Consider the following 12,170-nt stretch of genomic DNA (forward strand, 5'->3'; position numbering starts at 1 on the left):
CCTCACGCCGCCGCCAGCCGCCCCGCCAGCCGCAGCGCGGCGATGAGGCTCGCCGGGTTGGCGACGCCCTTTCCCGCGATGTCGAAGGCGGTGCCATGATCGGGCGAGGCGCGCACGAACGGCAGCCCGAGGGTCACATTGACCGCGCTGTCGAAGGCGATGGTCTTGATCGGAATCAGCGCCTGATCGTGATACATCGCGATGACCACATCATAAGTCTTCCGCGCGGCGGCGTGGAAAAGCGTATCCGCCGGATGCGGGCCGCTGACCGCGATCCCTTGCGCGGCGAGGTCGGCCAGCGCGGGCGCGATGATCTCGATGTCCTCGCGGCCCATCGCGCCGCCTTCGCCCGCATGCGGGTTGAGGCCGGTGAAGGCGAGACGGGCGCGCGCGACGCCGAAACGCCGCGTGAGGTCGCGCGCGACGATGAGGCCGGTCTCGACCAGGAGTTCACGGGTCAAAGTCTCCGGAACGCGCGCGAGCGGGATGTGGATGGTCGCCGGGACGACGGAGAGTTCGGGCGACCACAGCAGCATCACCGCGCGCGCGCGCGCGCCGGTCCAACGCTCCGCCAGTTCGGCCAGAAACTCGGTGTGGCCGGGATGGGGAAAGCCCGCGCGGTAGAGCACGTCTTTCGCGATCGGATTGGTGACGACGGCTCCGGCCTGCCCGGAGCGCGCCAGATCCACGCAGGTTTCGATCGAGGCGATCGTTCCGGGCGCGTCGCGCGCATCGGGAACGCCGGGAGCCCCGGCGACGTCATGCCCCAGCGTCAGGACCGGCAGGGCGCGTCGGAAAACAGCGGCGGCTGTATCAGGGCCGGCGATTTCCTCGATGGGAACGTCGAGCGCGAGCCTTTTCGCCAGCGCCCTCAGATGGCCGGGTCCGGCGGCGATCAGGAACGGCGGCGCCTCCGGATCGCCGCGCATGCGCAGCCACGCCTTCAGCGCAAGTTCGGGGCCGATCCCTGAAGGATCGCCACGGGTCAGCGCGAGAAGGGGCGGGCCGTCGCCTCCCGATGTGTCGCTCAATGCTGGACGATCACGGCCCTGTCCCGCAATTCCTTGAGGCGGCGGGCCGAGTCCTCGGCGATTTTTCCGGCGAGCAGCTTTTGCGAGATCGCATTGCGAACGGCCGTGTCGTCCTTCGCCGCGCCTTTGCTGCAGACCGCGACGAGCTCCAGCCCGGAACTTGAGCGCGAGGGCGGCGTCAGATGGCCGGTCGGGGTCTTTTCGAGCAATTGGCGCAGCCCCTCGCCGAGTTCCGCCGAGGTTCTCGTGAGCGGATCGCGCACGGTCACGTCGGGGAGCGAACGGGCGATGGGCAATCCGGTTTCGCAGTCGGAGAACCGCGCGCGCAATTGCTCGGCCTCGCGCCCGCGCTCGTTGACCGTGGCGACGGAGGCGCCATTGGGCAAGGTGAAGATGATCTGCTGCACCGTGAACTGCGTGCCCGCGGCGGCCTTGCCGCCTTGCTTGGCGAGTTCCTCGCGCACCTGGGATTCGCTCGCCTCGACGCCCTTGTTGAGCGCCTGAACGAGCATGCTGAACGCCATATCGGCCCGGAAGTGGGCCTTGAAATGGTCCGGCGTCACCCCGGCGCCCTGGATCGCGGCCATCAGGGCTTCCGGCTGCATTTTCAGATCCTGCGCGACCTTTACGATTTCCTGCGACAGATCGGAATCTTTCGGGTTGACGCCATATTTTCCCGCCTCGTGAATTTCCAGACGGTCCTTGAAAAGGCTTTCGATCGCCGCTTCCCGCGTCGCCGGTTTGCGAAGGACGCGCAGCAGCTTCATTCGCTCGTCGATGTCGATGTTCGTCACCGGATCGCCGTTGATGCTTGAGACGATCGCCTGCGCCGCCGCGGGCGCCGCCGAGAACGAAAAGGCGGCGGAGACCGCGAAAAGCGCGAAGCAGACTTGGATGGGCGCCCGGGCGGAAGCCCTTCGCGCCTTCAGCAGTGCGGGCATTGTTTCTCTATCCAGGGTTGAGGGCGAGAGCATCATTGCAGGTGTCGAGCCTTTCTCATCCGGGTCATTGCGGCGCGGACTCATTTCAATATTTGACGCCGTCGAGCGCGGATGTGGTGGAGAAGGACTGGCTCAGCTTGGCGTCGCCGAGGGTGCGCAATTGCAACTGGAGCAGAACGGTCTGGTTGCGGACGAGCGCGCCATTGCCGTTGTCCTGATAGATCGAACTGTAATTCACCGAAAAGGTGGTGCAATCGTCCTGGTATCCGCCGCCGATTCCGAACGCGGCGATGGCGAAGGGGCCGGGGCTGGTGTTGCCGATGAGGTAAGTTGGATAAAACTGCCGGCTCATGTCGAACGTGATGTTGCCCTGGGCGAAGTAATTGTCGCTGATCTTGTAGCGCGAGGACAAGGCGAGGCCCTCGCGGCGGACGTAATAACCGAGCACCGGCTGGGCCTGGTAGTTCGCGTATTGAACATTGCCCGTCCAGGCGCCGAAATTATACGAGGCGATGAGGTCGATGCGCCGCGCCGCGAACGTATCGACGTCGAAACGGCTCTTGGCGGTGAAGGCGATCATCGAATTCGGCGCGAACGAAAACGCGGTGACGTAATCGGAGCGCCGCGTGTCGAGCCCCGAACTCAAACCGATGTTCGCCGCGTCGGGCGTCGCATAGGAATTCGTGCCCGCCACCTGATAGGATTGTCCCGCGACGACGTTGGCGTAGCCGCCGTCCTTGAAGTTCATCGTGAACTGGCCGCCGTAATTCGCACGGGTTCCGGTTTCGAAACGGTCGTATCCGGAATAGCGGTTCCAGTTGAACAGGTTGGAATCGTCGAAAACGAGGCTCTGCGCGTCGAGGTTGACAAGGGAATGCGCGCCGATTTGGTCATTGGGGCGCAGGATGATCTGTGCGATTGGCTCCAGCGTCATCGAGCCGAAGCTCGTCTTGGCGAGGAACGGGAAGCGGTAGTCGAGGCCGACTCCGGGGATGATTTCGCCGAAAAAGCTCAGATCCTTGTTGCCGAGGAAGCCCAGCTGCGAGGCGTTGGTGAAGCTCGAGGCGTTGGGGCCCGCGCCGAAGGTGTAGGTGTTGGTCGTGTTCAGGTTGAACCATTCGCCGTTCAAGTGAGCGAAGGTGAACGGCGTCCAGACTTCGCCGACGGGGTCGATGAACTTGCGCTTCCAGGAGGCGTCCAAGGTCGCGCGCGTGTATTCGCCGCCGACGCCGCGCAACAGGCACGTCCCTGTCACCTGACCCGGAACGTAATTGGTGCAGACGTTGTAGAGGCCGTAGACATTGTCCAGAACCTGAGTGCCGACCGACTGAAAGCTGGCCGCGGCGGCCGAAAGGCTCGTCAGATTGAAGTCGAGCTCGGCCTGGCCGCCAATTCCGAATGTCTGCGCCGGGTCGATGTCGAAGGTCTTGTTGTAGTCCCAGACCGGATGCGCAAGCGGCTGCTGCGGCTGAAAGTCGTGACTGGACAATCCTTCGAAATAATAGCCGCGCAGATCGAAATAGCCGCGCTCCCCCTGCCCGTTGAGGTAGACTGTCGACGTCGTCTCGCTGAAATAGTTCGTCGAAACGGTCTGGCTCGGCACGTGGTAGTCATTGAGGAACCATTTGTCGGACAGGAGAGTGAACTCCCATCCGAACTTCCACTCGTCGGCGATGGCGAGCTGGCCCTTGCTTTCAAATGAGCCGCGCAACGTCCGGTCTCCGGCGCCCCACGGCGACAGCGGGAAATCGGTCGGGTTTTGCTGGGCGATCCCGTTGGCGCGAACGAAATATTCGCCGATGTCGAATCGCTGGCGCCACTCGCCGTTGGCGAGAAATCCCTGTTTCGAATAATAGGTCGGGGTGAATGTGAAGTCGTAATCCGGGGCGAGCGCCCAGAAGATCGGGATGCCCGCGCCGTTGCCAAGGCTCGATTTATAGACGAGGTGCGGCGAAAGGATGCCTGATTTGCGCTTGACGCTCGGGTCCGGCGTCGAAAAGAATGGGACGTAGGCGATCGGAATGCCAAGGAGCTCCAGCGAAGCGTCCTCGTAATAGATCATCTTTTCGTCGTTCTTGTGGATGATCCGCTTCGCCCTGACGCGCCAGAGCGGAGGTTTGTCGGGATCGTTTTTGCAGGCTTCGCAGGCGGTGTAGGAGCCCTTGTCGAACACCATCGTGTCGGCTTCGGTGCGCTCGCTGCGCGGCGAACTGAAATAGGTCTTATAGGATCCCGCGGCTTTTCCCGTCGCCGGATCGATATAGGGTTTCGGCGGCGTTTCGACCCGTAGACTCTCGATAAAGCCGTCGCGGAAATTGTCGGTCAGGTCGAAATGGTCCGCAAACAGCACCGTGCCGTCTGTTTCCGTCATCTTGGCGTGGCCTTCGGCCTGGACGCGCCCGGTGTTGCGGTCGTAGACGACCCGGTCCGCCTCGAGGGTGCGGCCTTGATAGTAGAGCCGCGCGTTGCCGACGGCGGACACCACGTTCTTGTCGGCGTCATAGCGAAGCTCGGTGGCCTCCACCAGCATCTTGTCGGGTTGGCCCGTCTGTGTTTTCGCCACGCGGGGGCCGGCCGTCTGGGCGTGCGATCCCGGCGCGAGCATCAGGGCGCTCGCGAAAAAGAGCGTCGTTCCTGCAAGGAGCGCCCGGGTCAGGGCGAGGGCGCCGCCCCTCGTCTCCAGTTTGAGGCGTGCGGATTCGCGCAGTCGCGCGGGGCCTCGCCCATGGCGGACCCTGACGACGGCGTTGGCGGGGCAAGAACGCCGCCCCATTAACCATCCTCCTGCTGGATCAACGCGACCGCGCCCAGCATGCTGGCGACGATCGGGACCGACCAGGCGGCGATGGCCGGGCTGAGCAGGCCCGCGCCTCCGAAATCGCCCACCGCCTTTGTCGCCACGTAAAGCACGAAGCCTGCACCCACGCCACCGCCAACCATTTTACCAACGCCACCAAACCGGAAAAATCTTAAGGAAAAAGCCGCGGCGATCAAAACCATGGCGACGAATTGCAGCGGCCGCGCCAAAAGCGTTTGAAACTGGATCTCATACCCGGTCGCGTCGAGCCCGGCGGTTTCGGTCCAGCGCGCCCATTCCGGCAGATCCCAGAATGGCACGGATTCCGGTGGAATGAAGGCCTGGCCCGCCTGGTCCGGCAAAAGATCCGTCGCCAGCAGATAAACGCCCGCAGAGGACGCCTCTTCCCCCGGCGCCAGGAGGCGCGCCTGGTCGAAGCGCCAGACGCCCGGCAGAAGTTCGGCCGTCGGGGCCTCCACCCGCGCTTCGAACTTTCCATCGGTATCGTAAATATAGGCGGTGACGGAAATCAGGCGAGCGCCGCCGTTTTCTGCTTTTTCAGCCCGGATGATCGCCTGTCCATCGACGCCTTTCTGTCTGAGCCAGAGAGCGGCGGTCGGGCTATCTTTGTCTCCGACGCCAAAAAGCTGGGCCTCGATCCGGTCCGCCCGGTGCCTCATCGCGGCCGAGATCGGATTGAACAAAGTGATCGACAGGACGCCGGTGACGATGGCGATGAGGAGGGGCGGAACGAGAAATCCCCAGACCGAAACTCCGACCGCCCTGGCGACGAGGAGTTCAAGCTTGCGGGTGAGGTCGAGAAACGCCGCCATCGCTCCGCAGAGCACGCAGAAGGGCATTAATTGCTCCGATGCCGAGGGGGCTCGCAGCAACGACAGCATCGCGATAAATCCGGCGGAAACTCCGGCCATATTGCTCGTCCGCCGCAGCATTTCGACGAGATCGACGATGTAGACCGTTCCAAACAAGGTCAGGAACACGGCCATGATCATCTTGAGGAAGCGGCCCGAAAAATAACGGCCCAGAGTAAAGCCGATCATCTGGCCAGTCCGCCGCCGGAAAAACAGGCCTGCCGCCGGCGGCGTCCGCCTCGATCGAGCTGGCGCGCGTCGTCCGCGCGTTCTGTAAGAGCGAATCCTGAAAGAATCGCCGCGGCCTGGCCAGGCGAGGCGGCGGTTCCGAACGCGAAGGGTACGCAACTGGTGATGACAACCGTCATGCGCACCGTATGGCTCTAAAAACCTTCGTGGCGCAAGAGATCGTGGTCCGGAACGGGCGCCTGTGGGCCCGATTTTGGAGCAGGGTGGCCCGCGCGTCACAATCGCCGGCGCGAATAGCCTTGAACTTAACAATACTGGAAGACAGGGCCCGACCAACAGGCTGCCCCTCAAGCGGACGGTTGCTGCGATTTTCCGGCGTCAATCCGCGCTTTGGCGCAATTTTCACTGACGGGGCCTCTTGCCCCGGCCCGTTCGGGCGAACATGATGTGAACGAGTCGGCCGCGCCCGCGGTCATGAATTGTTGAGCCCCGGATCTCTCCGGGCCCTGAACGCGCGCGCTGGAAACGGCGAAGCCGCTATGGACCAGATTGTGGCGCGCGCCCTGAAAATCCCTGCTGAGGATGATATGACGGACTCGTTCAAAATTGATTTCGCCCCGCTCGCACCGGCGAAGGCCGAAAAACGGGCCGCTCCGGAAAAGGCCGCTGGCTCCAAGGTCGATTCCAAGACCGGTTCCAGGACCGATGTCCCTCACACACTCGTGATCTTCGCTGGCGAGGGGAACGCTTTCAGCGCGGCGACGCTTCAATTCATCGGTCCGGCAGGCGAGGCTTTGATCAAAAGGGCCGCCGCGGTGGCGAAATTCAAGGGAAAGAAGGCGACCAGTCTGGAGATTCTCGCCCCGGCGGAAATCGACGCCGACAGGGTTATTGTCGTCGGCGCGGGGCCGATCGACGACGGCCGCCAGGAAAATGGGCGCAAGGAGGCTGTGGAGCCGGTTCCGGCGGACAAGACCGCGCCGGGCGCAAGCGATTACGCCAATCTCGGCGGGTTCGTCTGTGGCAAACTAGGCCGCGGCGCGCACGCCCTCGTCGCCTTCGATCTGGCGCGCGCCCCTGACGACCTTGCCGCCGCCGCGGCCGAATTCGCTCTGGGGATGGAGCTTCGCAATTACGCTTTCGATCCCTACAAGACCAAAAAGAAGGACGATTCCGAGGAAAACAGCCGATCCGAAATCATCATCGGCCTGAGCGACCCCGCCGGCGCGAAACGCGAGGCGAAGGCCCGGCTGGCGGTGGCCGAGGGAGTTCTGACGGCCCGCTCGCTGGTCAATGAGCCGGCGAACGTGCTCTACCCTGAAGAATTCGCCCGCCGCGCGAAAGAATTGACGAAGCTCGGCGTTGAAGTCGAAATTCTGGACCATCCGGCGATGCAGGCGCTTGGAATGGGCGCGCTTTTGGGCGTCGGCCTCGGGTCGGTCCGCGAAAGCCGCGCCGTCGTCATGCGCTGGCGCGGCGCGAGGCCGGCCAAGGACAGCGGCAAAGGCGCCTCCAAAAGCAAATCCCAGCCGATCGCCTTCGTCGGCAAGGGCGTCTGCTTCGACACCGGCGGCATCTCGATCAAACCCGCGGCCGGTATGGAGGACATGAAAGGGGATATGGCGGGCGCCGCCTGCGTCGTCGGTCTCATGCAGGCGCTCGCGGGGCGCAAGGCGAAGGTCGACGCGATCGGAATCATCGGCCTCGTCGAGAACATGCCGGGTCCGCAGGCGCAGCGCCCGGGCGACATTGTCAAATCCATGTCCGGACAGACCATCGAAATCATCAACACGGACGCCGAGGGCCGGCTCGTTCTGTGCGACCTCCTCTGGTACGTGCAGGACAAGTTCAAGCCGAAGTTCATCATCGACCTCGCGACTCTGACCGGCGCGATCCTCGTGGCGCTCGGCCAGGAACACGCCGGCCTGTTCTCCAATAACGAACCCTTGAGCGAAAATCTGCTCGCGGCGGGCCTCGAGACGGGCGAAAAACTCTGGCGGATGCCGCTTGGCCCCGCCTACGACAAACTGATCGATTCGAAATTCGCCGACATGAAGAACACCGGCGGGCGCCACGCGGGCTCGATCACCGCCGCGCAATTCCTGCAGCGCTTCGTCAACGGCGTCCCCTGGGCGCATCTCGACATCGCGGGCACGGCGATGAATTCGCCTTCGAGCGAAATCAATCACAGCTGGGGGTCTGGGTTCGGCGTGCGCCTGCTCGACCGGCTCGTCGCCGACCATTACGAAGAGTGAGCGCGGTTGCGTTGGCTTCCTGATCCCGCCCGGCCATGACCGAAATCTGGTTCTATCACCTCCAGCGCCAGACGCTCGACAACGTCCTGCCGGGCCTGATCGAGAAATGCCTCGCCCGGGGCTGGCGCGTCGTGGTTCAGGCCCGCAGCGGCGAACGGCTGGAGGCGATCGATCACTTGCTCTGGACCTATTCCGACGCCAGTTTCCTGGCGCATGGCTCGGCGCGAGACGGCGACGCCGACCTCCAGCCGGTCTATCTCTCGACCGGTCCCGAGAACCCGAATGGCGCGGCGGTGCGGTTCTTTGTCGAACGCGCGCCGATCTCGCCCTCGCTCGGCGAGCCGCAGGCCTGTGCCTATACAAGGGCGATCAATGTCTTCGACGGCGCCGACGACGACGAACTCACCGACGCGCGCGCGCAGTGGCGGCAGTTGAAGGAGCAGGGTTTCGCCATGGCCTACTGGCGTCAGGACGACACCGGCCGGTGGGAGAAGGCGGGTTGAGTCGTGTGATGGACCACAATGGACAATGAACGTTCGCACGATCCCGAATCGCCTGAATTTGCAATGCGCAGAGCGCAGGCGCGCAAGACGATCGACGCCCTCGACCCGGCCATGAGGCTGGCGGAAGCGCCAGCGGCCGGTCCTCTCGCCGATCCGCGCCGACGCGACTGGTTCGAGGCGGTCTATGCGCTCGCAAAGGGCGATCCCGCCGCCGTGCCGTGGGCGGCGCTTGCGCCGCATCCTCTCACCCGGTCTTTCGTCAACCTGCAGGCGCGGGGCCTCGCCGGTCTGCGGGTTCTCGACGTCGGCTGCGGACTTGGCGACAATTCCGAATGTTTCGCCGAGGCGGGGGCGCAGGTGACGGCCTTCGATCTTGTGGCCGCCTCCATCGAATGGGCGAAACGGCGCTTCCCAGACTCGCCCGTCGCCTATCGCACCGCCGATCTGTTCGACCCGCCGCAGGAATGGCGGGGCGGCTTCGGCCTCGTCCATGAATGCTACACGCTGCAGGCGCTGCCCGGCTCGCTGCTGCCGGAGGCGCTCGCGGCGCTGGCCGGGTTTCTGGCGCCCGGCGGCAGTCTTCTCGTCATCTCGCGCGCCCGCGACGAGGACGAAGACGCGGCGGGCCCGCCCTGGCCGCTGCCGCGCTCGTTCGTCGCGGAAGCGGAACGCCAGGGCCTGAGGCCGCTCGCAATCGAGGATATTTCCGCGATGGCGGGACTCAGGAGCCGCCATTGGCGCGCGCTTTTTTCGCGCGCGGATTGACGGAAGCCGGCGCCGGTTTCAGTGTGAGAGAAGCAGCGCGGCTTCAGTAGCCGCCGCTGCCGACCAGAGGGTGAATTCCTCCGTTCCCTGCGCGACTGCGACGGGAAGAGGACGCCCGCGTGCGCTTGGCGACGTGCACGATCGGGTCCGCTTTCGACGCCGAGACCGAAATACTATTGGGATTGACATTCGGCAAAGCGGACGCGGCGGGCATGCCGATGGCGCAAACGAAGATTACGGCAAGAACGTAACGCATCTGGTTCCTCCCTCGGGCGACAGGCTCTCAGGCCTTGGCTCCATCCAGACGCCTAGCACAGTTTGCCTCCGGCAGGGAGGATACTTCAAACGCTCGCGAATGTCCGGTTCGCGCCCATGCTCGTCGTTCGGTCGAACATTTGCTCTGCTCCGAAGCGGACGTTCGTATCAAATTCGCGAATGGGCGAGATGGGTGGATTTCTGCCGGTCCGCTCGTGATCCCGCAAATTGGTAAGCGGCTGTTCTGTCTTTCGCGGCTCGGCCGAACGGCTTCGCGATTTGACTACGACGGAAATCTGAGCGCATGAAACTTCTAAGTTGACGCAAAATCATCACCAGCGGCGGGGAACGACATGAGGGCTTTACTCCGGGCGTTCGCGCTTGCAATAATCCTTGTCGCGACCTCCCATCCCGCCGCTTCCGCCGAAGTCAAAGCGCCTAATGACGGATCTGTGCTTCCCTTTCCGCCGACGCCGTCGGCGAGCGTTGCGGGGCCGACGTTGCAAGACTCAAAGCATGTCCGTCGCATCGAGCCCAACCGACTTCCGCCGAACGCGCCCAATATTCTGATCGTCCTGCTTGACGATGTCGGCTTTGGTCTGCCCGATACGTTCGGCGGTGGGATCGCGACGCCGACCCTGACCCGGCTTGCCAATGAAGGGATCAGCTACAACACTTTCCACACAACATCCATCTGCTCGCCGACCCGTGCGGCGCTCCTGACGGGGCGCAACCATCAGCGCGTCGGCTCCGGCACCATCGCGGAGCGCGCGCTCGACTTCGATGGTTATACGGGCGTTATCCCTAAGAGTGCGGCCACGGTAGCGGAGGTTTTACGCGACTACGGATACAAGACGGCGGCCTTCGGCAAATGGCACAATACCCCGGCGACGGAGACGACGGCGATGGGGCCATTCGACCGCTGGCCCACGGGCTATGGGTTTGATTATTTCTACGGCTTTCTGGCGGGCGAGACGTCGCAATACGAGCCTCGCCTTTTTGAGAACACGACTGCAATCGAACCGCCACACGATCCAAAATATCATCTGACCGAGGACATGGCGGACAAAGCGCTCGCCTGGTTGCGCAAGCGTCAGGCCTTCGCGCCGGATAAGCCGTTCTTGATGTATTGGGCGCCCGGCGCAGCTCATGGCCCGCATCATATTTTCAAGGAATGGGCGGACAAATACAAAGGCAAGTTCGACAGCGGCTGGGACGCCTATCGCGAGCGCGTGTTCGCCCGCCAGAAACAACTCGGCTGGATTCCGCCAAACGCGAAGCTGACCGAGCGGGCGGAGACGATGGCGTCCTGGGACAGCATCCCCGAGGCGGAGCGCCCGTTCCAGCGCCGCCTGATGGAGGTGTTCGCCGGATTCGTCGAACACACCGACGCGCAGGTTGGCCGGCTCGTCGACGGCATCGAACAGCTCGGGCTGCGCGACAACACGATCATCTTTTATATTTTCGGCGACAACGGTTCGAGCGCTGAAGGGCAGAACGGCACCATTAGCGAGCTGCTCGCGCAAAACATGATACCAAACACGATCGAACAGCAGCTTGCGGCACTCGACAAGATCGGCGGTCTCGACGCGCTCGGCACCAACAAGGTCGAGAACATGTACCATGCGGGCTGGGCGTGGGCGGGCGGCACGCCGTTTCACCACACCAAACTTGTCGCCTCGCATTTCGGAGGCACCCGCAATCCGCTCGTGATCTCCTGGCCTAAGGGGATCAAGCCTGACCGGATTCCGCGGCCGCAGTTCCATCATGTCAACGACATCGCGCCCACGATCTACCAGATCCTCGGCGTGAAGCCGCCCAAGGTCGTGGAGGGCGTACGGCAGGACCCGATCGACGGCGTCAGCATGGCCTATACGTTCGCCAGCGCCGGCGCGCCGGGACGCAAGACGACGCAATATTTCGAGAACAACGGCAGCCGCGCAATTTATCATGACGGCTGGATCGCGGCGACGTTCGGCCCCTTGACGCCGTGGCTGTCGGTCAGCCCCGGTCTCGCGACATGGGATGCCAACAAGGACGTCTGGGAGCTGTACGACCTGACGAACGACTTTTCCGAGGCGGACAACCTCGCGGCCAAGGAGCCGAAGCGCCTTGCTGAAATGAAACAGCTTTTCCTGAAAGAGGCGGAGGCGAACAAGGTGTTCCCGGTTGGGGCGGGGCTATGGACCCGACTGCATCCCGAGGATCGGGTCAAGGTTCCCTATACGCATTGGGCCTTCGACTCGACGACGACGCGGCTTCCCGAATTTGCGGCGCCCGGCGTAGGACGCGAGAGTAATCTCGTCACCGTGGACGTCGATGTGAATGAAAGCGCTTCGGGCGTTCTCTATGCGCTCGGCGGGATCGGCGGCGGCCTCACCCTCTACATGGACAAGGGCCATCTTGTCTATGAATACAACATGATGGAGATCGAACGCTATATCGGCCGCACTGAAGAGCCGATCGCGCCCGGCAGACACAAGATCACCGTGAACACCAAAATCGCCAAACCCGCCGCGGCAGCCGACGTCGTGATCGCGGTCGACGGCGCCGAGGCGTTGC

General features: G+C 63.6%; 9 protein-coding genes. 4 read left to right on the forward strand and 5 right to left on the reverse strand.

The genetic code is table 11. The features are described from left to right. Nucleotides 1-2 precede the first annotated feature (2 nt). The 4 genes from pdxA to lptG all read right to left on the reverse strand — a co-directional run bounded on the left by pdxA (nucleotide 3) and on the right by lptG (nucleotide 5,830). Nucleotides 3-1,031 (reverse strand): 4-hydroxythreonine-4-phosphate dehydrogenase PdxA, encoded by a 1,029-nt coding sequence (pdxA, locus tag BM177_RS02800; RefSeq protein ID WP_091677191.1) that lies wholly within the window; start codon nucleotides 1,029-1,031, stop codon nucleotides 3-5. Then, a complete protein-coding gene (locus tag BM177_RS02805; RefSeq protein ID WP_091677194.1) occupies nucleotides 1,028-1,972 on the reverse strand; it encodes a SurA N-terminal domain-containing protein in 945 nt (314 codons plus the stop codon). Before BM177_RS02805 ends, pdxA begins: the two co-directional genes overlap by 4 nt. Before the next feature lie 85 nt (nucleotides 1,973-2,057). After that, nucleotides 2,058-4,745: an LPS-assembly protein LptD gene (locus BM177_RS02810; protein ID WP_091677198.1), complete on the reverse strand. Its 2,688-nt coding sequence runs from the start codon at nucleotides 4,743-4,745 to the stop codon at nucleotides 2,058-2,060. Next, nucleotides 4,745-5,830, reverse strand: a complete 1,086-nt coding sequence (gene lptG, locus BM177_RS02815; RefSeq protein ID WP_091677201.1) for an LPS export ABC transporter permease LptG — start codon at nucleotides 5,828-5,830, stop codon at nucleotides 4,745-4,747. The genes BM177_RS02810 and lptG overlap by 1 nt, the downstream gene beginning before the upstream one ends. Nucleotides 5,831-6,369: 539 nt before the next feature. On the opposite strand from lptG, the gene BM177_RS02825 reads away from it, so the two are divergent. From BM177_RS02825 to BM177_RS02835, 3 genes are all read left to right on the forward strand, one after another. Next, nucleotides 6,370-8,085, forward strand: coding sequence for a leucyl aminopeptidase (locus BM177_RS02825; protein ID WP_244532046.1), 1,716 nt, complete (start codon nucleotides 6,370-6,372; stop codon nucleotides 8,083-8,085). A 35-nt stretch (nucleotides 8,086-8,120) separates the two neighbouring features. Continuing rightward, nucleotides 8,121-8,588: a DNA polymerase III subunit chi gene (locus tag BM177_RS02830; RefSeq protein WP_091677207.1), complete on the forward strand. Its 468-nt coding sequence runs from the start codon at nucleotides 8,121-8,123 to the stop codon at nucleotides 8,586-8,588. 63 nt (nucleotides 8,589-8,651) lie between these two features. Continuing rightward, nucleotides 8,652-9,353 carry a class I SAM-dependent methyltransferase gene (locus tag BM177_RS02835; RefSeq protein ID WP_244532047.1) on the forward strand — a complete coding sequence of 234 codons (702 nt, stop codon included), beginning with the start codon at nucleotides 8,652-8,654 and terminating at the stop codon, nucleotides 9,351-9,353. A gap of 43 nt (nucleotides 9,354-9,396) precedes the next feature. On the opposite strand, the gene BM177_RS02840 is transcribed toward BM177_RS02835, so the two are convergent. Continuing rightward, nucleotides 9,397-9,609: a hypothetical protein gene (locus tag BM177_RS02840; RefSeq protein WP_091677217.1), complete on the reverse strand. Its 213-nt coding sequence runs from the start codon at nucleotides 9,607-9,609 to the stop codon at nucleotides 9,397-9,399. A 352-nt stretch (nucleotides 9,610-9,961) separates the two neighbouring features. Here BM177_RS02840 and BM177_RS02845 point away from each other — a divergent pair. Then, the coding region (locus BM177_RS02845) for an arylsulfatase (protein WP_091677222.1) at nucleotides 9,962-12,170 on the forward strand (2,209 nt) is incomplete at its 3' end.

The organism is Methylocapsa palsarum (assembly GCF_900114285.1).
In the GTDB taxonomy this organism is placed as follows: domain Bacteria; phylum Pseudomonadota; class Alphaproteobacteria; order Rhizobiales; family Beijerinckiaceae; genus Methylocapsa; species Methylocapsa palsarum.

Bases quoted from the DNA above. Each gene is read 5' to 3' on its own strand.
- BM177_RS02805 (WP_091677194.1), bottom strand. From the start codon at position 1,972: ATGCCCGCACTGCTGAAGGCGCGAAGGGCTTCCGCCCGGGCGCCCATC.
- lptG (WP_091677201.1), bottom strand. From the start codon at position 5,830: ATGATCGGCTTTACTCTGGGCCGTTATTTTTCGGGCCGCTTCCTCAAG.
- BM177_RS02810 (WP_091677198.1), bottom strand. From the start codon at position 4,745: ATGGGGCGGCGTTCTTGCCCCGCCAACGCCGTCGTCAGGGTCCGCCAT.
- BM177_RS02830 (WP_091677207.1), top strand. From the start codon at position 8,121: ATGACCGAAATCTGGTTCTATCACCTCCAGCGCCAGACGCTCGACAAC.
- BM177_RS02825 (WP_244532046.1), top strand. From the start codon at position 6,370: ATGGACCAGATTGTGGCGCGCGCCCTGAAAATCCCTGCTGAGGATGAT.
- BM177_RS02840 (WP_091677217.1), bottom strand. From the start codon at position 9,609: ATGCGTTACGTTCTTGCCGTAATCTTCGTTTGCGCCATCGGCATGCCC.
- BM177_RS02835 (WP_244532047.1), top strand. From the start codon at position 8,652: ATGCGCAGAGCGCAGGCGCGCAAGACGATCGACGCCCTCGACCCGGCC.